This is a genomic window from Aromatoleum aromaticum EbN1 (assembly GCF_000025965.1).
Taxonomy (GTDB): Bacteria; Pseudomonadota; Gammaproteobacteria; order Burkholderiales; family Rhodocyclaceae; genus Aromatoleum; species Aromatoleum aromaticum.
Genome location: NC_006513.1, coordinates 2,878,001 through 2,896,509 on the forward strand (window position 1 = coordinate 2,878,001; position 18,509 = coordinate 2,896,509).

Sequence of the window (18,509 nt, forward strand, 5' to 3'; positions counted from 1 at the left end):
ACGGAAAGTAACGATGACGGGTTTGCCATTCCTGAGCCTTGCGATCTGGGTACCGATCCTGGGGGGGTTGCTCGTGCTAGCGACCGGGTCGGATCGTAATGCGCCGCTGGCGCGATTCCTGGCCATGCTGGTCGCCATTGCCGGTTTCCTCGTGACGCTGCCGCTGTACTCGCAGTTCGACGCGAGTACCAGCGCGATGCAGTTCGTCGAGATCCTGCCGTGGATTCCGCGATTCAACATCAATTACCACCTCGGGGTCGACGGGATTTCGGTCCTGTTCATCCTGTTGAATGCGTTCATCACCATCGTGGTAGTTATTGCGGGATGGCAGGTGATCCGGGAGAAGGTGGCGCAGTACATGGCTGCGTTCCTGATCATGTCGGGCCTGATGAACGGCATCTTCTCGGCACTCGATGCCATACTGTTCTACACGTTCTTCGAGGCTTCGCTGATCCCGTTGTATCTGGTCATCGGCATCTGGGGCGGCACGAACCGGGTATACGCCGCAATCAAGTTCTTCCTCTATACGCTGCTCGGCTCGCTGTTGATGCTGGTTGCGTTGCTGTATCTGTTCATGGAAGCGGGTGGCAGTTTCAACATCCTCGACTGGCACCAGCTGCCGCTCGGGATGGGCCCGCAGACGCTGATTTTCTGGGCCTTCCTCATCGCGTTCGCGGTGAAGGTGCCGATGTGGCCTGTTCATACGTGGTTGCCCGATGCGCACGTCGAGGCGCCGACCGGAGGGTCGGTGGTGCTGGCGGCGATTGCCCTGAAGCTTGGCGCCTACGGTTTCCTGCGTTTCTCGCTGCCGATCGTCCCGGACGCGGCCCAGGCGATGGCGCCAATGATGATCGCGCTGTCACTGATTGCGGTGATCTATATCGGGTTCGTCGCCATCGTGCAGACAGACATGAAGAAGCTCGTCGCGTACTCGTCGATCGCACACATGGGTTTCGTCACGCTCGGGTTCTTCATGTTCAACACCCTCGGCCTCGAGGGGGCGCTCGTGCAGATGGTTTCGCACGGCTTCGTCTCGGGCGCGATGTTCCTTTGCATCGGCGTGCTTTACGACCGCATGCATACGCGCAACATCGCGGACTACGGCGGCGTGGTGAAGGTGATGCCCAAGTTCGCGGCATTTTTCATGCTGTTCTCGATGGCCAATGCCGGATTGCCGGGAACCAGCGGCTTCGTCGGCGAGTTCATGGTGGTTCTCGGCGCAGTCCAGTTCAATTTCTGGGTTGCGTTCGGGGCAGCGATCACGCTGATTCTCGGCGCCGCATACACCCTCTGGATGTACAAGCGCGTGATGTTCGGCGTGGTCGGCAACAGCCATGTGGCACAGCTGAATGACATCAACGGACGAGAGTTCGCGTTCCTCGGGGTTCTGGCCCTCTGCGTGCTGGCAATGGGCTTGTATCCGTACCCCTTCACCGAAGTCATGCACGCTTCGGTCAATGAACTCCTGCGGCACGTTGCCGTAAGCAAGCTCTAATCGAGCGGGCGAGACTTTTTTCGGACTGGTCAGAAGATGAATTTCGTTATTCCCGACTTCTACCCCGCGGCGGCCGAGATTTTTGTTGCCGTGATGGCGCTCATCATCATGATGGCGACGACTTTTGCGCGGCGGATTGCACGCGGTCTGGCCTACTATCTGACCCAGACAACTCTGGTCGTCGCCGCGTTGATCACGATTGGGACAATGGACGGTCAGGTCACGTTGACTTTCAGCAACATGTTCATTTCGGACCTGATGGGGGATTTCCTCAAGGTCATGATCTACTTCACCGTCGCGATCGCCCTGCTGTACGGGCGAGGCTACCTTGCAGACCGCAACATCGACCGCCCCGAATACTATCTGCTCACGCTGCTGATGACGCTCGGCATGATGGTGATGGTCACGTCGAACCACATGTTGTCGCTGTACATCGGACTGGAGATGATGTCGCTGTCGCTTTACGGGATGGTGGCATTCGACCGCGAGTCGGCTCGTTCGACCGAAGCGGCGATGAAGTATTTCGTGCTCGGCGCGCTCGCGTCCGGCCTGCTGCTGTATGGCATGTCGATGGTTTATGGCGCAACCGGCAGCCTCGAGTTCTCGGGGATCGCGCAGTCGATCTATCACCAGGCTGCGAACAAGACCGTGCTGCTGTTCGGCGTGGTGTTCCTGGTCGCGGGAATCGCGTTCAAACTGGGAGTGGTGCCTTTCCACATGTGGGTGCCCGACGTCTATCAAGGCGCTCCGACCGCCGTGACGCTGATGATCTCGTCGGCACCAAAGCTTGCCGCGTTTGCCATGGCGATGCGGCTACTGGTGTATGGCCTGTTCGAACTGGCGGAACAGTGGCAATCGATGCTGATGTTCCTCGCCGTGCTGTCGATCATTCTGGGCAACTTCGCGGCGATCGCCCAGTCGAGCCTCAAGCGGATGCTGGCGTATTCTGGCATTTCGCACATGGGTTTCGTACTGCTGGGGCTGCTTTCCGGCGTGGTCGAGGGCGACCGTCATTTCGCGCTCAACGCCTACAGTTCGGCCATGTTTTACGCCGTGTCGTACGTGATCATGAGCCTTGCCTCGTTCGGAATGGTGATCCTGCTGTCGCGGGCGGGGTTCGAAGCCGAGAATATCGACGACTTCAAGGGCCTGAACAAACGTAGTTCCTGGTTCGCTGCAATGATGATGGTCGTCATGTTCTCGATGGCGGGCATCCCGTTCTTCATCGGATTCTTCGCGAAACTGGCCGTGCTTCAGGCAGTCGTCGCAGCGGGCTATGTGTGGCTCGCCGTGCTGGCCGTGATGATGTCAGTGATCGGCGCGTATTACTACCTGCGCGTCGTGAAGGTCATGTATTTCGATGAACCTGTCGATTCCGCGCCGATCCGAGCTCCGGCGGAAGTACGAGTGATGCTTTCGGCCAACGGTCTGGCGATCGCGGTACTCGGCCTGCTGCCCCAGGGACTGATGTCGGTCTGCGCCTATGCCTTGCTCGCCTCCCTCTGAGCGGGATCCCCTCGAAGAACTCGAACTCGACTCCGAGCGGGTTTTCGACGGGGCGTTGCTGGAGGTCAGCCGCGATCGCGTCAGGCTCCCCGACGGCGCGGAATCGATGCGCGAATATGTGCGACATCCCGGCGCGGTGGTGGTGCTTGCGGTGCTTCCCGACGACAGGCTGCTGTTCGAGCGCCAGTATCGCTACCCCCTTCGGCGTGCCTTTATCGAGCTGCCGGCTGGAAAGATCGATGCCGGCGAAGACCTGCTGAGTTGTGCTCGGCGGGAGCTGCGGGAAGAGACCGGCTACGAGGCCGACGAATGGCAGTATCTGGGTGTGATGCACCCGTGCATCGGCTATTCGAACGAACGCATCGAGATTTTTCTCGCACGTGGCCTCACGCATGTCGGTAATGCCCTCGACGACGGTGAGTTTCTCGAGGTCCTGACCCTTTCCGTCGAGGAGGCGCTGGAAGCTGCGCAGGACGGACGCATCACGGACGGCAAGAGCATCGTTGCGCTGTTCCGTGGCTTCCGTGCGCTGGGCTTGGCGGTGGGGCCGGCTGGCGGCGGCTGAAGAGTCTCGAGGCAGCCCTGCCTCGCTGGGCCGCCTGTTTCTTTCCGATGCGCGAAAGCCCGCGATTTTCCGATCGCGGGCTTTTGTCTGGTTCCTCAGCCGCAGGTCCCGACGGCCCCGCAGGCGGTGCAGAAATCGCAGCCGTCCTTGCGGATCACCGAATAATTCCCGCATTCGGCGCATAGCGTGCCCTGCATGACTTTCGGGTCGCTGTTCTCGCGCGGCGCCTCGAGAATACCCATCTCGCGGAGTGGATAACCTTTTTCATCGAGGACGCCGAGCATCGCGTAGCGGTGGATGATCAACTGCGCCATGTACGCGACGGTGCTGGGGTAGTTCTGCTGCCGCTTCGTCCCGGGCACGAACGCCATGAAGTCACCGAGGGGTTCCGGGTAGTTCAACAGCTTGCGCAGCTTCATGCCGATCCATGCCGGGTCCATGACGCGCATGTCGAGCGACAGGATACGGGTCAGCCCGTCGAGCGCTCGAGGGTAATTGCCCGAGAGCCACAATGAGTACGGTCGGGTGACGCCCACCGAGAAGTCGTCCTGGGCCGGTAGCGTGATCTCCTTCATCCCCAGCACGAAGTCTTCTCCGGTAGCAGGGTTCTGGATGTCCACAGTCCAGGACAGCGTACCGTCGGTGCCGGTCTTCGGCTCCTGCAGGCTGAACAGCGTGTCGAGAACCGGGGTCGGGCCTTCGACGGCGAGTGCGCCGAGCCGTTCGCAGCGGTAGCGCACGACCTGTGCGAAGGCGGAGACGGCACCCGGAAAGAGTTTTTTCTCTCCGTGGGGCGGGAACGGCATCTCGAAGGATTTTTCGCCGATCGTCATGGCCAGCGTCTCGAGCTTCAGCTTGAGCCAGCCGTGGTCGTTCGCGCGCATGTCCATCGAGAGCGTCTTGGCGACCGCGCCGAGCCCGCGCGGCTGGTCGGCGCCGTTGACCCAGACTTCGAACGGGAAGCCGCCGGCACCCTGGGTTTCGGTTTCGATGTGGCCGACGAACAGCGCGAATTCACCTTGCGGCGTGCCGAGCATGTAGGTCCACGCGAGGTTGCCGTCGGGCAGTTCCGGGCGGCCAGGCCAGCGCAGGCTCGACAGCACCGGCGCAGGGAGGCTCTTGATCGCCAAGCGCTTGTTGGGCCCGGAAAATTCGATGTCCTGCGGCTGCTTCGGTGCGGCGGATGGCGTCACCGACAGCACCGAACCGAGCACCGAGTTCGGACGATAGGTCGCAAGACCCTTGAGACCGGCTTTCCACGCGGAAAGGTATAGATCCTCGAATTCGGCATATGGATAGTCTTCCGGTACGTTCACGGTTTTCGAGATCGACGTGTCGACGTACGGGGCGACCGCTGCGACCATGTCCTTGTGGGCTTGGGCGGAAATTTCGAGAGCGGTGACGAAATAGGGCGGAAGCTCGTCGACATTGCCGCCCAGGTGCTTGAATAGCCGCCACGCGTAATCCTCGACCGGGTATTCCTTGTAGGTCCCGTCGGCCATGCGCTTGCGGCGCGTGTAAGTGTAGGAGAACGGTGGCTCGATCCCGTTCGACGCGTTGTCGGCAAAAGCGAGCGAGATCGTGCCGGTGGGGGCGATCGAGAGAAGGTGGGAATTGCGCAGCCCGTGCTTGCGGATCTTGTCCTTGAGGTCGGCGGGCAGGCGCGATGCGAAGTTGCCGCCCGACAGGTACAGGTCGGCGTTGAACAGCGGGAAAGCCCCGCGCTCTTTCGCGAGCTCGACCGAAGCGAGGTAGGCGCGGTCTCGCATGTACTCCGAGATCTTCGTCGCCACCGCGCGCGCGTCGGGCGAATCGTAGCGCTTGCACAGCATGATCAGCGCGTCGCCAAGTCCGGTGAAGCCGAGGCCGACGCGCCGTTTCGACTGTGCTTCGTTCTCCTGTTGCGGCAACGGCCAGTGCGTGACGTCGAGCACGTTGTCGAGCATGCGGATCGCGACGTCGACGACCTTGCCGAACGCCGGGTAATCGAATTCCGCCTTGTCCGTGAAAGGGTGCTTGATGAACGGCGTGAGGTTGATCGAACCAAGGTCGCAGCAGCCGTATGGCGGCAGCGGTTGCTCGGCGCAGGGGTTGGTCGCTTCGATCGTTTCGCAGTAGTGAAGGTTGTTGTCCTGGTTCATCCGGTCGAGGAACAGGATTCCCGGCTCGGCGTGGTCGTACGTGGAACGCATGATCTGGTCCCACAGCTCGCGCGCGGGGAGCTTGCGGTAGACCCACAGGCCGTCGTCACGCTGGTAGGCGCCGGCCGCCTTCAGCTCTTCGATCGGTTCGGCCTTGTGCGCGAGTTCGACGTCGGCATCGGTGTCGACAGCCTTCATGAACGCGTCGGACACGCCCACCGAGATGTTGAAATTGGTCAGGTCGCCATGATCCTTGGCGTGGATGAATTCCTCGACGTCTGGATGGTCGCAGCGCAGCACGCCCATCTGGGCACCACGACGAGCACCTGCCGATTCGACGGTTTCGCAGGAACGGTCGAATACGCGCATGTAGGACACCGGACCGGAAGCATTCGAAAGCGTGCCCCGGACCAGCGCGCCCTTTGGCCGGATGCTGGAAAAGTCGTAGCCGACGCCACCGCCGCGGCGCATCGTTTCTGCTGCCTGGGCGAGGGCGGTGTAGATGCCGGGGCGTCCATCGACCGCTTCGGTGACTGAATCCCCGACCGGCTGGACGAAGCAGTTGATCAGTGTCGCCTGAAGATTCGTTCCGGCAGCGCTGTTGATGCGGCCGGCGGGAACAAAGCCTTTTTCCTGGGCTTCGAGGAATTTCGCTTCCCAGTGTGCACGCTTGTCTTCAGCTTCGACAATCGCCAGCGCACGCGCCACCCGGGCGCGCACTTCACCCACGCTCCGTTCGTCACCCTTGGCGTATTTTTCGACCAGAACTTCGCCGGAAATCTCCTGCGGCGCCAGCGTGGATGCGTCGGTCTTGCCCTTGGCCTGATGATGGATAGCGATGCTCATGGTCTTTTTTGGAGTTGTCTGAAGGTGACCGAAGAATAGCGCGTAAAGGTCGATAAGGCAAAAAAATAAATTGTATTTTAAACAACATCTTATCGTTTATTTCAGTATGTCAACAGCTCGACCGGTACTATATGTAGTAGGTCGGATGTGGGCGCTTTTCGCCCGATTCCGCGCCCCGCAAGGGTCTTGGGGTGGTTCGTCCGGAAGTGGTGACGGAGACGCGATGAAAAGAATTCCTGTCGCCTCGGCGTCCGGCCGAAAGCGAAAAAGCGGCTGCCGTCTTGCCGACAGGGGAGGACCGGGATGGTCCAGTTTGCAACGTGATTCGGGCAGCTGTCCCGTCCGGCGGGTTGTTGGGAGAGGTCGTTCCCCCGCCGGGCGAATCACGTCTTCCTCTTGCTCAGAGCGGTCCGGAAGGAGTATCCGCTGCCGATTTCGGCCCGGGATGGCGCGACGAAAATGTGACGACACGGCCCGGCAAGGGTTCAGGCTGGAGCGTTGCATGGTCGATGCCGAACTGCTCGGCGAGGAGCCGTTGCAGCGCCACGAGGGTTGTCGGCCACGCTTGCGATGAGTGCAGGACGACATGCGCCGAAAGTGCGACATGGTTCGAGTCGAGGCTCCACACATGCAGGTCGTGAATCGAATGCACTCCTTCGACTTCCGCCATCGCGTGGCCGATCGCCGCCAGCGAGAGATTGTCCGGCACGCCTTCGAGCAGCGTGTGGGTCGCCACGCGAAGCAGTTTCAGTGTCGAGGCGAGGATCAGTCCGCAGATCAGCATCGACAGCAGGGGGTCGGCGGGGTACCAGCCGGTGTAAAGGATTACGATCCCGGACGCGAGTGCGGCGACAGAACCGAGCAGATCTCCGAACACGTGAAGCAGCGCGGCACGCGTGTTCAGATCGCCTTCGCCGTGCGACAGCATCCACGCGACGATCACGTTGATCGCCAGCCCCAGCGCGGCGACGCCGATCACGGTGCCGGCCTGCACCGGTTGCGGCGTGATCAGGCGCTCGATCGCGTGCCACGCGATCAGCGCCACGACGAACAGCATGAACAGTCCGTTGAGCATCCCCGCGAGCGTCTCGACGCGGCGCAGCCCGTACGTATGGCGGGCGCTGGAGGGACGGCGCGCCAATATGCTCGCCGCGGTCGCCAGTGCCAGGGCGAGGCTGTCGGTGAGCATGTGTCCGGCATCGCCGAGCAGCGCCAGCGAACCTGACCACCAGCCTGCCATGGCCTCGACTGCCGCGAAGCCCAGAGTCATCGCGAGCGCCCACGGCAAGGCGTGGTTGGAGCGCCCGTCGGTATGGACGGGTTTGCCGTGCCCGTGATGCGCGTGATCGTGGATCGCCGTCATCCTGTTCGTGGTTGTCGGAAGGTGCCCCCGCATTCCCCTGCAGGGATGCCTAGAATGACTATGTTTCGGGCCCGATTCCCGCCATGGCGACGGGGGGCAGGCGCACATGATCGTCCGGACGCGAGCGTTCGGGCGGCTCAACCGGAGTCGAAGTATGCGCATTGTTTCGTGGAACATTCAATGGGGCCGCGGCGCGGACGGGCGCGTCGACCTGGAACGGACTGTTGCGGCGATCCATGACATCGGCGATGCGGAAGTGATCTGCCTGCAGGAAGTGGCGCAGAATTTCCCCGGCCTCGAAGGCGGTGACTGCGAAGACGAAGTCGCGATCCTGGCTGCGGCCTTTCCCGGCCATGAAGCGATGTATGGGGCCGGTATCGATGTGCCCGACGGTGCCGGCGGGCGGGCGCGTTTCGGCAACCTGATGCTGTCGCGCCTGGAGGTCGGCCCGGTATTCCGGCATCTGCTTCCGTGTCCCGCCGACCCGGGACAGGCCGCGATGCAGCGCTGCTGCGTCGAGGCCGTACTGCAGGCGCCATGGGGGCCGGTCCGCGTTCTGACGACGCATCTCGAATACTATTCCGCGCGACAGCGCGCAGCGCAGGTGGCGATGTTGCGGGCGCTGCAGAAGGAGGTTGCCGGACAGGTCGCCGCCGGCCCTGCCGGGCGGGAAGCCAGCCCGGCCTTTGCGGCAGGGCGCCGACCGGTGACCGCAGTCGCCTGCGGGGACTTCAATTGTGAGCCGGGATCGGGCGCCTATACGCTGATGTCGGCGGATATCGCGTTACACGTGCCGCCGTGGCGGGACGCCTGGCGCGTCAAGCATCGCAGCCGCGCACATGACCCGACGGTCGGCCTTCACGGTGCCGAGTGGCCCGGGCGGACCTATTGTTGCGATTACGCGTGGGTTTCGGACGATCTCGCCGCCCGTGTCGCGCAAGTCGAAGTGTACGCCGCGACTCCGGCGTCCGACCATCAGCCGCTGGTGCTCGAGTTGAACGATGGATGACGTTCTTCAGCCTGCCGGCGCGGCCGGCAGGACAACGAGGTCGCGATACGCGTGCCAGCTCGCGTGGCCGACGATCGGCATCAGCACCACCAGTCCGAGATGGAAAGTCATGAATCCGATCACCGTGAGGCCGGCGATCATGAAAGCCCATACGATCATCGCGCCCGGGTTGCGCATCAACGCCCCGACGCTCGTCAACATCGACGAAATCGCGTCCTGGTTGCGGTCGAGCATCAACGGCACGGAAATCACGCTGACGGCGAACACGATCGTCGCAAAGATCAGGCCGACGCCGAAATACACGAGCAGGAACTCGAGGTTGTCGAGGGCCAGCAACTGCGCCAGAAAGCCTGTCAGGTTCGGCATCTCGTTGGTGTAGAACAGCGCGAACACGACCATTGATGCGCGGGCCCAGACGAGGAACACGATGCCCAGCACGACGGCGAAAATGCCGATGTTGCCGGCGTTGCGCTTCCACACCGTCAGAGTCGGAAGGAGGGCGCAGGTCGCGCCTTGCTCGCGCCGCCGGCTGATCTCGTAGAGGCCCATCGCGAGAAACGGCCCGAGCAGGAGAAAGCCCGACGTGAGCGCGACCGTGTAGGCGTAAGCGTGCTCGAAAACCATCGTGACGAGCAATCCCATCGCGGCAAAGCAGAATCCGTAAAACAGGCTCGGTATCGGGCAGGCACGGAAATCCGCCCAGCCGCTCCTGATCCAGTGCAGCGGCGCACCCGCCCCGACGTCCCGGACAACGGGAAACACCCACTCCTCGGTTCCCAGCTTGACATCCTCCGGCTGCGACATCTCTCTCTCCTGTTGTGGACTTTGTTGTCGATGCAGCGCACGGATTGCCTCTTTGTCTTGTTGTCAGCGGCGGGTGAGGAAGCTCCGTATGGCATTGCCCACTGCATCGGGGGCCTCCGCCAGCATTGCGTGCCCGGCACGAGGAATGGATATCATACGTGCGCCGTCCGCTACCCCGGCAAGCGCTTCATGCAGGGGTTTGACTGCGCGCCTCGGAGTCATCTGGTCGCGATCGGCGCAGAGCAGCAGCGTCGGGCAGCGGACCGCCGCCGCAGCTGCGAGACCGTTTTCGTAGGCGTTGCAGGCGCCGAGGTCGATGGCCAGCACGCTGTCGCCCTGTCGTTCCATGAGGCGGCGATTCAGCCCCATGAGCGAGATTCCCGGCACGGCGCTCGCCCCGAGCTGCGACGCGAAAGTGTAGGACCACTGGTTGATCATCGCATGGGCCACGGCCCGGTCATCGTGCGCCGCGGACAGCAGCGGTGCGGCCACCGGCATCGGCGCGACGCTTCCGAGCAGAATCAGCTGCGTGATGCGGTCGGGGAACTGTGCCGCCGCCTGCAGCGCGACGAGCGATCCCATGCTGTGACCGGCGATGGCGGCACGCCGGACGCCGGCCGCATCGAGCAGCGTCGCGAGCCAGTCTGCGAGCGCTTCGATCGACGCGAGCGGGGCGCCGCCCGAGCGGCCATGTCCGGGAAGATCCGGGGCGAGCACCGAAAAGCCGTGGCGCGCGAGGTGGCGCGCCTGGAAGTTCCACACGCTGTGATCGTGAGCGGCGCCATGCAGCAGCACGACGACCGGCTGCGCGGGCGCGAAACTCTGCCCGCCGGTGTAGATGAAGACCGGGAGCCCGGATACCGTCAGCTGCACCGCGCTACCCTCACGCCAGTCGGCCGGCGGCATACAGTCCGCGGTCCAGGTCTTCGATCAGGTTGTCGACGTGCTCGAGCCCCACCGACAGTCGCAGCGTGCCTTCGCCGATCCCGGCGGCAGCGAGTCCGCAGGCGGACAGGCGGGAATGGGTCGTGCTCGCCGGGTGGCTGACGAGCGACTTCGCCTCGCCGATGTTCGCCAGGTGCGAGAACACTTTCAGGCTCTCGATGAAGGCGCGCGCGGCTTCTCGCCCGCCGGTCAGTTCGAAGGACAGGATCGCTCCCGCGCCATCCGGCAGCAGGCGGCTCGCCAGTTCGTGATCGGGATGGGTCGCGAGCCCGGGATACGCGACGCGTGCGACGAGCGCTTGACGGGCAAGGTGGGCGGCCACGGCACGCGTGTTCGCGACGTGCGCCCGCATCCGCAGCGGCAGCGTTTCGATGCCTTGGAGGATCTGGAATGCGTTCATCGGCGAGAGACAGGCGCCGAAGTCCGGCAGCGCTTCGCACCGCGCGCGCAGCAGGAAAGCCGCGACTGGAGACTCCTCGCCGAAATCCATGCCGAGAAAGCCGTCGTACGGCTCGGTCAGCGTCGGGAAGAGGCCCGACTGCTCCCAGTCGAACTGCCCGCCATCGACCAGCAGGCCGCCGACGGCGACGCCGTGGCCGCCGAGAAACTCGGTGGCCGAATGCAGGACCAGGTCTGCGCCGAGCGACAACGGGCGCTGCAGGCAGGGTGTGGCCAGGGTCGCATCGACGAGCAGCGGGACGTGCCGGGCATGGGCGATTGTGGCGACGGCGGGAATGTCGAGCACCTCGAGCCCGGGATTGCCGAGCGCCTCGCCGAACAGCAGACGGGTTTCGGGCCTGATCGCGTCGCGCCATTCGTCCGGACGGCGCGGATCGACGAAAGTCGTCCGGATACCGAAGCGCGGCAGCGTGTGGGCCAGCAGATTGCGCGCTGCACCGCCTAGCGCACGCGACGCGACGATATGATGGCCGGCGCCCATCAGTGTCGCGATCGCGACATGCAGCGCAGCCTGGCCGCTCGCCAGCGCAATCGCCCCGATTCCCCCTTCCAGCGCCGAGACGCGCTCCTCGAGGACTGCGTTGGTCGGGTTCGAGACGCGCGTATCGACGTGTCCCGGGCGTTCATGGTTGAACAGCGCCGCAGCGTGCTCGGCATCCGGAAAGACGTAGCCGGCGGTGAAATAGATCGGTGTCGCCCGGGCGCCGAAGGCCGGATCAGGGGACTGCCCTGCATGCAGGGCGAGCGTCTCGGGAGCAGGAGGTCCGTACTGGGTCATTGGCGGCCGGAATCCCCGTCATCCGGCTTCAGGCCCGCTCGTCGGGTTCGAGCATGCGTTCGACGACGGCGATCCTGTCTTTCAGTGCGAGCTTGCGCTTCTTGAGGCGGCGCAACAGTAATTCGTCTTCCTGTGGCGAAGCATCGAGGTGGCTGATCGCCTCGTCGAGGTCACGATGCTCGGCCCTGAGTTCGGCCAGCCTCACCTGCAGGCTGGTAACGTCGTCGAATGCTTCCTCGCTCATCGTATACCTGTTCAATTTAGTGGGATTGCATGCCGTCCGTAGGGCGGGGCCGGTAACGCTGGATGGTATGCCGCAGAACGGGCAATGACAACTCCGGCCGGGCTTTTTGAAGCGGGCTACTGCACGGGCGGCAAGGGATGCGGGATCGGTCGGTTGCCTCGTTCCGCCATTCGTGTCAGGCTCCGCGTCCGAACTGCGTCCGCCCCGTTCGCCGCTCTCCGCCACTGCCCGAGCCGTTCCAGAATGATCTCCCGACGCTTCCCCGCCTGGTCCCTGCTGTGCGCCGCGCTGCTTCCGTTTCACGCCGACGCGCAGGAGTCCTTTGCCCGTTGCCTCGAAGAGTTGCGCGGCATGGCTGCCACGCACGACATCGCACCGCCAACTTTCGAGCAACATGTGGCCAGGCTCGAACCGGACATGGCGGTGATCGGCTTGCTCGATTACCAGCCCGAATTCCGTACGCCGATCTGGGACTATCTGGCCGGGCTGGTGGACGACGAACGCGTCGCCGACGGCCGCGCGATGGCCGTCCAATGGGCCGGGACGCTGCAGGACATCGAGGCGCGATATGGTGTCGATCCGGCTACCGTGGTTGCAGTGTGGGGCGTCGAGAGCAACTTCGGACGCAATTTCGGCAAACGCCCGCTGCTCGTTTCGCTCGCGACCCTGTCCTGCTTCGGCCGGCGCCAGGACTACTTTCGCGGTGAATTTTTCACTGCGCTGAAAATCATCGAAGATGGCGACATCGCTGCGCAGCACCTCGCCGGCTCGTGGGCCGGGGCGTTCGGCCACACGCAGTTCATGCCTTCGACTTTCCGGCGCGTCGCGGTCGATTTCGACGGCGACGGCCGGCGCGACCTGATCGACAGCATTCCCGACGCGCTTGCCTCGACGGCGAACTTTCTGCGCAAGGCAGGCTGGCAGACAGGCCGGCCATGGGGTTTCGAAGTCGCTCTGCCGCCCGACTTCGATGCTGGACTTGCCGGGCGCCGCAACAAGCGGCCGCTGTCTGAATGGGTCGCACTGGGTGTGCGTCGTGCGGACGGAAGCGCGATCGAGCCGGGCGCCGAAGCCGCCGGCCTGCTGCTCCCCGCCGGCGAGCGGGGCCCGGCATTCCTCGTCCTGCGCAATTTCGATGCGCTGTACTCCTATAACGCGGCCGAAAGCTACGCACTCGCGATCGCGCATTTGTCCGATCGCCTGCGCGGCGGAGAGCCGTTCCGTGCGTCGTGGCCGACCGACGACCCGGGCCTGTCCCGCGTCGAGCGGCGCGAAGTGCAGACATTGTTGTCGCAGCTCGGCTACGACGCAGGAGAGGCCGACGGCGCGCTCGGTGCCCGTTCGCGCGCAGCGGTGCAGCAGTTCCAGCGCGGGCAGGGGCTCGAGCCCGACGGCCGCGCCGGTCGGCAGGTGCTCGAACTGCTGAGAAAGGCGTACGCTGAACGCTGACGACCGGCTATCGCATTCCTGCGAGCCTTTGCCGAAGAACTGGATGCCCCTCGTGAACAAAGCCTTTGTCACAGAAAACGACGGCGCCGACGATGACGACGAAGTACCCGTCGCGGTGCGCCTGCCGGCCGGCGCGAAAAACTACATGACGCGCCGTGGCTACGAGAGCCTGCGCCGCGAACTCGATCACCTCGTCCGCATCGAGCGGCCGAAGATGGTCGAAACCGTCGCCTGGGCGGCCTCGAACGGCGACCGCTCCGAGAATGGCGATTACATCTACGGCAAGAAGCGGCTGCGCGAGATCGACCGGCGCATCCGTTTCCTGATCAAGCGCATCGAAAGTGCCGAAGTCGTCGATCCCGCCGACCAGCGGGAAATCGACCAGGTGTTTTTCGGCGCCACCGTCAGCATCGTCGACGTCGACAGTGACGACGACAGCGAGCAGATCTGGCAGATCGTCGGCGTCGACGAGGCCGATGCCGGCGCTGGCCGGATCAGCTGGATCTCGCCGCTGGCACGGGCACTGCTCAAGGCGCGCGAAGGCGACGTCGTGCGTTTCATGAGTCCGGCCGGGCCGCGCGAAATCGAAGTGGTCGAGATCCGCTACGTCTGATCTCGCGCGGGGGCTTGAAATCCGGGGTCTCCGCTCCCATCTGCTGCGCGTTAATCAGCAGATGGAGTCCACGCAATGACCACCGAGCACGCCGCAGGCGCTCAGACCCTCAATTTCCAGGCCGAGGTGAAGCAGCTGCTTCACCTGATGATCCACTCGCTGTATTCGAATCGCGAGATATTCCTGCGCGAACTGGTTTCCAACGCGTCGGATGCATGCGACAAGCTGCGTTTCGAAGCGCTCGACAAGCCGGAGCTGTTCGAAGGCGATAGCGAGCTGGCGATCCGCGTCGGCTTCGACAGCGAGGCGAAGACCGTCACCGTCTCGGACAACGGCATCGGCATGAGCCGCGATGAAGTGATCACCCACCTCGGCACGATCGCCAAGTCCGGGACCAAGGAATTCTTCTCGCAGCTCACCGGCGACCAGAAGAAGGACGCGCACCTGATCGGCCAGTTCGGTGTCGGCTTCTACTCCGCGTTCATCGTCGCCGACAAAGTGACCGTCGTCACTCGTCGCGCCGGCCTGGCTGCAGCCGAAGGCGTGAAGTGGGAGTGCGCGATGACCGGCGACGCGGCGGGGGAATACACCGTCGAGGCGATCGAGAAAGCAGCTCGGGGCACCGAGATCACGCTGCACCTGCGCGAAGGCCAGGAAGACCTGCTGTCGGGATGGAAGCTGCGCGGCCTGATCCGCAAGTATTCCGACCACATCGTCCAGCCGATCCTGATGAAGAAGGAGGAGTGGGACAAGGACAAGAACGAGCAGGTCACGACCGACGAAGACGAAACGGTCAACCAGGCGAACGCGCTGTGGACCCGTTCGCGGAACGACATCACTGAAGAGGAGTACAAGGGTTTCTACAAGCACGTCGGGCACGACTTCGACGAGCCGCTGGCGTGGACGCACGCGCGCGTCGAAGGCCGCCACGAATACACGCAGCTACTCTACATCCCGTCGCACGCGCCGTTCGACATGTGGGACCGCAACGCGCGCCACGGCATCAAGCTCTACGTGAAGCGCGTGTTCATCATGGATGACGCCGAGAAGCTGATGCCCGCCTACCTGCGCTTCGTGCGCGGCGTCGTCGATTCGAGCGATCTGCCGCTCAACGTGTCGCGCGAAATCCTGCAGGAAAGCAAGGACATCGACACCATCCGCTCGGGCTGCACGAAGAAAGTGCTGGGCCTGCTCGAGAGCCTCGCCACGAGCGACGAGGCCGCCGACAGGGAGAAGTACGCGACTTTCTGGAAGGAATTCGGCCCTGTGCTGAAGGAAGGTGTCGGCGAGGATTTCGCGAACAAGGACAAGATCGCCGGCCTGCTGCGCTTCGCCTCGACCCACGCCGACACGCCGGATGAAGTCGTGTCGCTCGCCGATTACCTCGCCCGCATGAAGGAAGGCCAGGACAAGATCTATTACGTCACCGCCGAATCGTTCAACGCGGCGAAGAACAGCCCGCATCTCGAAATTTTCCGCAAGAAGGGCATCGAGGTGCTGCTCCTGACCGACCGGGTCGACGAGTGGGTCATCGGCAATCTGCCGGAATTCGACGGCAAGGCGCTGGTGTCCGTCGCGAAAGGCGGCCTCGACCTCGGCAAGCTCGAAGACGAGGCGGAGAAGAAGGAAACCGAGAAGGCGGCCGATGAGTACAAGGAGCTGCTCGAGAAGATGAAGGCGAGCCTTGGCGAACGCGTCAAGGAAGTCCGCGTCACCCACCGCCTGACCGATTCGCCGGCCTGCCTCGTCGCCGACGAGCATGATGTCGGAATGAACCTCGCGCGGATACTGAAAGCCGCGGGCCAGCAGGCACCGGCGTCGAAACCGATCCTCGAGATCAACCCGCAGCACCCGGCCGTGATGCGTCTGAAATACGAGGAACGCCAGTTCGACGACTGGGCGGCGGTGCTGTTCGACCAGGCATTGCTTGCCGAAGGCGGCACGCTCGACGACCCGGCGACGTTCGTGAAACGGATCAACCAGTTGATGATGGCGATGGGCGGTTCAGCCGGCACCGACTGAGCGCTGCAGCGGGCGGCCTGCCCGCACGATGCGACAACGCCACGTACCGATGCGGTATGTGGCGTTTTTTTATTTCACGGAGCTCTGCGACTGCCGGCGGACAGCCTTGCGCTTTCGCTCTGCGCCTGGGCGGTGGCTTGCCGCAGCGCCGGATACGAGAGCGCGTGGTAGAGCGGGATCGGTGCGACCGACTTCGAAAAGGCGTGAGCCACGACTGCCGTCGCCATCAGCGGCAGCAGCATCTCGTGGTTCGCGGTCATCTCCATGACGATGACGAACGACGTGATCGGCGTCTGCGTCATGCCGGCGAGGAACGCGACCATGCCGAGAACCAGGATCACCGCGCTGTGCTCCTCGGGCAAGAGGATCGAGAGATCGGCACCCAGGCCGGCGCCGACGGCGAGCGCCGGAGCGAAGATGCCGGCCGGAATGCGGCTGAGGAACGCGAGCCAGATCGCAGCCATTTTCGCGATCAGGAAGTAGAAGGGCAGCGTGGCGGAGCCTTCGAGGGCGGCCTTCGATTCCGCATAGCCGGTGCCATACGTAAGACCTCCGCTCATCAGTCCGATGATCGCGGTGCCCAGCCCGCAGACAGCGGCGAAGGCGATCGGCCGCCTGCGCGAGAACTCCCCGATCGTGCCGGGCAGCCCGCGCGAGGACGCGATCAGCAGGCGGCCGAAGAGTCCGCCCAGCACGCCGCCGACTGCGCCGCACATCAACACCGGCCAGATCCCGGCGGGCCACGTCAGGGCGGCGGGCGTGCGACCGAAGTAGGTGTAGTTGCCGAGCACGCCGAGCGACATCAGCCCGGCGAAGATCACGGCGATGAGCGTCGTGCTGTTCGCGCGAAAGGGCCGGTGGCGGCACATTTCCTCGATCGCGAACATGATGCCGCCGAGCGGGGTGTTGAATGCCGCGGCGATGCCGGCGCCGCTGCCGGCAACGATCAGGTCGCGGCTTGACGCGATGCGCGCCTTCTTGCGTCCGGCGAGCAGGTGCATGATCGAAGCGCCGATCTGCACGGAAGGCCCTTCCCGGCCGATCGAACCCCCTGACAGGAGTCCGCCCAGCGTCAGCACGACTTTCGCTATCGCAATCCGGAACGACAGCAGTTTGTGGCGAATGCGTCGGTCGTCGGTCATCGACGCGGCGATCGCCTGCGGGATCCCGCTTCCCTGCGTGCCGGGGAAAAATCGCCGCGCGATCCAGGCTATTGCCGCGAAGCCTCCGGGTGCGATCAGCAGCGACAGCCACGGCGACACGTTCATGACGTATTGATGGGCGCCGATGGCGAGATCCGCGCCGATCGCGAAGAGGATCGCGATGAGGCCGGCCAGCAGCGCTGTGCCGACGAGCAGGATGCGCTTGCCCCAACGGCCGACCGACAGCCATGGCAGCGCATAGCGTCGGCTGCCCCGGGCGAACTGCCGCAGGGCGCGGCCGGAAGCGGTTCGGTTATCGCCTGGCGGATCGAAGGACACGATGAGAGGAGTCAGTCAGTGTGCTGGACAGTCGCCCACCGGCGTGGCGGCGGGCGACGAGAGTGAAAACGTGCTCTGCACGGGGAAAGTGGTTGTTTAAGTTCCTGCTTACCATGTTCTCGCGCAAGTCGGGAAAAGTGTCGTCTTTTACCCAAAACAGGGTACGGCGGGAATCCCCTTTCCGCTACGATACCCGCGGCGCGTGCAGCTGTTAAATGTTTTGACAAATATTTCCCGAATAAATATAGTTGGAGCCTTGATTCATGTCGCAAGAGCAGTCTTCGGCCTTGACAAAATCCCCGGAACGCAAGTCATCGGTTTCGCCCTTGTCGGTTTTGCAGCGTTTTCGCGTACTCATCCGCACGGCGCAGCGTCATTCACAATGGATCGAGCGCAAAAGCGGTGTCACCGGCGCGCAGTTGTGGGCGTTGCAGGAACTCAATGAAGCGGAGGGGCTGCGAGTCGGGGAACTGGCGGGGAGAATGGCGCTACACCAGTCGACCGCGTCGAACATGGTGGACAAGCTCGAGTCGGCAAAGCTGATCCGGAAGGAACGCACGAGCGTCGATCAGCGCGTCGTCCGCCTGTACCTGACCGATGCAGGGCGCGATCTGCTCAAGCGTTCTCCGTCGCCCGCCCGAGGGGTGGTGCCCGAAGCGCTGCGCCTGCTCGACGAAGATGCGCTGATGCGCCTGCAACGTGAACTCGACAGTCTGCTGCGGCAGATCAAGGATCTGGACGAAGGCTTCGGTATGCAGCCCTTGCCCTTTACCGAGTAAGAAACCGCGC

General features: G+C 63.7%; 15 protein-coding genes. 8 read left to right on the plus strand and 7 right to left on the minus strand.

The genetic code is table 11. The features are described 5' to 3' along the window. Positions 1-13: 13 nt before the first annotated feature. From EBN1_RS13715 to EBN1_RS13725, 3 genes are read left to right on the plus strand one after another with little or no spacing between them, the layout of a single operon-like run. Positions 14-1,495: an NADH-quinone oxidoreductase subunit M gene (locus tag EBN1_RS13715; protein ID WP_011238559.1), complete on the plus strand. Its 1,482-nt coding sequence runs from the start codon at positions 14-16 to the stop codon at positions 1,493-1,495. A 36-nt stretch (positions 1,496-1,531) separates the two neighbouring features. Then, positions 1,532-3,001 (plus strand): NADH-quinone oxidoreductase subunit NuoN, encoded by a 1,470-nt coding sequence (nuoN, locus tag EBN1_RS13720; RefSeq protein WP_011238560.1) that lies wholly within the window; start codon positions 1,532-1,534, stop codon positions 2,999-3,001. Next, complete coding sequence (locus EBN1_RS13725; RefSeq protein WP_041646382.1) at positions 2,979-3,566, plus strand: NUDIX domain-containing protein; 588 nt, start codon at positions 2,979-2,981, stop codon at positions 3,564-3,566. The genes nuoN and EBN1_RS13725 overlap by 23 nt, the downstream gene beginning before the upstream one ends. A gap of 95 nt (positions 3,567-3,661) precedes the next feature. On the opposite strand, the gene EBN1_RS13730 is transcribed toward EBN1_RS13725, so the two are convergent. Beyond that, the gene (locus EBN1_RS13730) at positions 3,662-6,553 is read right to left on the minus strand and encodes an adenosylcobalamin-dependent ribonucleoside-diphosphate reductase (RefSeq protein WP_011238562.1); all 2,892 of its coding nucleotides are present in this window, start codon (positions 6,551-6,553) and stop codon (positions 3,662-3,664) included. Between the two features lie 400 nt (positions 6,554-6,953). Then, a complete protein-coding gene (locus EBN1_RS13735) occupies positions 6,954-7,916 on the minus strand; it encodes a cation diffusion facilitator family transporter (RefSeq protein WP_241762733.1) in 963 nt (320 codons plus the stop codon). 154 nt (positions 7,917-8,070) lie between these two features. Between EBN1_RS13735 and EBN1_RS13740 the strand changes: the two genes are divergently transcribed. Beyond that, complete coding sequence (locus tag EBN1_RS13740; protein ID WP_011238565.1) at positions 8,071-8,925, plus strand: endonuclease/exonuclease/phosphatase family protein; 855 nt, start codon at positions 8,071-8,073, stop codon at positions 8,923-8,925. Positions 8,926-8,931: 6 nt separating this feature from the next. On the opposite strand, the gene EBN1_RS13745 is transcribed toward EBN1_RS13740, so the two are convergent. From EBN1_RS13745 to EBN1_RS13760, 4 genes are all read right to left on the minus strand, one after another. Further along, positions 8,932-9,729, minus strand: a complete 798-nt coding sequence (locus EBN1_RS13745) for a DUF2189 domain-containing protein (protein WP_011238566.1) — start codon at positions 9,727-9,729, stop codon at positions 8,932-8,934. Between the two features lie 63 nt (positions 9,730-9,792). Beyond that, entirely contained in the window at positions 9,793-10,635 is an 843-nt protein-coding gene (locus EBN1_RS13750; RefSeq protein ID WP_241762734.1) for an alpha/beta fold hydrolase, read from the minus strand. Next, on the minus strand, positions 10,613-11,911 hold the full coding sequence (locus tag EBN1_RS13755; protein WP_011238568.1) for an O-acetylhomoserine aminocarboxypropyltransferase: 1,299 nt from the start codon (positions 11,909-11,911) through the stop codon (positions 10,613-10,615). The genes EBN1_RS13750 and EBN1_RS13755 overlap by 23 nt, the downstream gene beginning before the upstream one ends. Before the next feature lie 28 nt (positions 11,912-11,939). Then, complete coding sequence (locus tag EBN1_RS13760; RefSeq protein ID WP_011238569.1) at positions 11,940-12,155, minus strand: DUF465 domain-containing protein; 216 nt, start codon at positions 12,153-12,155, stop codon at positions 11,940-11,942. A 243-nt stretch (positions 12,156-12,398) separates the two neighbouring features. Between EBN1_RS13760 and EBN1_RS13765 the strand changes: the two genes are divergently transcribed. From EBN1_RS13765 to htpG, 3 genes are all read left to right on the plus strand, one after another. Beyond that, a complete protein-coding gene (locus EBN1_RS13765; protein WP_011238570.1) occupies positions 12,399-13,604 on the plus strand; it encodes a lytic murein transglycosylase in 1,206 nt (401 codons plus the stop codon). 52 nt (positions 13,605-13,656) lie between these two features. Further along, on the plus strand, positions 13,657-14,217 hold the full coding sequence (gene greB / locus EBN1_RS13770) for a transcription elongation factor GreB (protein ID WP_011238571.1): 561 nt from the start codon (positions 13,657-13,659) through the stop codon (positions 14,215-14,217). A gap of 75 nt (positions 14,218-14,292) precedes the next feature. Continuing rightward, positions 14,293-16,239, plus strand: coding sequence for a molecular chaperone HtpG (htpG, locus tag EBN1_RS13775; RefSeq protein WP_011238572.1), 1,947 nt, complete (start codon positions 14,293-14,295; stop codon positions 16,237-16,239). 74 nt (positions 16,240-16,313) lie between these two features. Here the strand turns inward: htpG and EBN1_RS13780 are convergent, their stop codons facing one another. Then, positions 16,314-17,720 carry a chloride channel protein gene (locus EBN1_RS13780; RefSeq protein ID WP_011238573.1) on the minus strand — a complete coding sequence of 469 codons (1,407 nt, stop codon included), beginning with the start codon at positions 17,718-17,720 and terminating at the stop codon, positions 16,314-16,316. Between the two features lie 263 nt (positions 17,721-17,983). Here EBN1_RS13780 and EBN1_RS13785 point away from each other — a divergent pair, with 263 nt between their 5' ends. Beyond that, a complete protein-coding gene (locus EBN1_RS13785; protein ID WP_011238575.1) occupies positions 17,984-18,499 on the plus strand; it encodes a MarR family winged helix-turn-helix transcriptional regulator in 516 nt (171 codons plus the stop codon). The last annotated feature ends 10 nt before the right edge of the window (positions 18,500-18,509 follow it).

Excerpts from the sequence above, each read along its gene's own strand:
- EBN1_RS13765 (WP_011238570.1), top strand. The coding sequence starts at position 12,399 with ATGATCTCCCGACGCTTCCCCGCCTGGTCCCTGCTGTGCGCCGCGCTG.
- EBN1_RS13785 (WP_011238575.1), top strand. The coding sequence starts at position 17,984 with ATGTCGCAAGAGCAGTCTTCGGCCTTGACAAAATCCCCGGAACGCAAG.
- EBN1_RS13755 (WP_011238568.1), bottom strand. The coding sequence starts at position 11,911 with ATGACCCAGTACGGACCTCCTGCTCCCGAGACGCTCGCCCTGCATGCA.
- EBN1_RS13740 (WP_011238565.1), top strand. The coding sequence starts at position 8,071 with ATGCGCATTGTTTCGTGGAACATTCAATGGGGCCGCGGCGCGGACGGG.
- EBN1_RS13745 (WP_011238566.1), bottom strand. The coding sequence starts at position 9,729 with ATGTCGCAGCCGGAGGATGTCAAGCTGGGAACCGAGGAGTGGGTGTTT.
- EBN1_RS13715 (WP_011238559.1), top strand. The coding sequence starts at position 14 with ATGACGGGTTTGCCATTCCTGAGCCTTGCGATCTGGGTACCGATCCTG.
- nuoN (WP_011238560.1), top strand. The coding sequence starts at position 1,532 with ATGAATTTCGTTATTCCCGACTTCTACCCCGCGGCGGCCGAGATTTTT.
- EBN1_RS13725 (WP_041646382.1), top strand. The coding sequence starts at position 2,979 with ATGCCTTGCTCGCCTCCCTCTGAGCGGGATCCCCTCGAAGAACTCGAA.
- EBN1_RS13735 (WP_241762733.1), bottom strand. The coding sequence starts at position 7,916 with ATGACGGCGATCCACGATCACGCGCATCACGGGCACGGCAAACCCGTC.
- EBN1_RS13750 (WP_241762734.1), bottom strand. The coding sequence starts at position 10,635 with ATGCCGCCGGCCGACTGGCGTGAGGGTAGCGCGGTGCAGCTGACGGTA.
- EBN1_RS13730 (WP_011238562.1), bottom strand. The coding sequence starts at position 6,553 with ATGAGCATCGCTATCCATCATCAGGCCAAGGGCAAGACCGACGCATCC.
- EBN1_RS13760 (WP_011238569.1), bottom strand. The coding sequence starts at position 12,155 with ATGAGCGAGGAAGCATTCGACGACGTTACCAGCCTGCAGGTGAGGCTG.
- htpG (WP_011238572.1), top strand. The coding sequence starts at position 14,293 with ATGACCACCGAGCACGCCGCAGGCGCTCAGACCCTCAATTTCCAGGCC.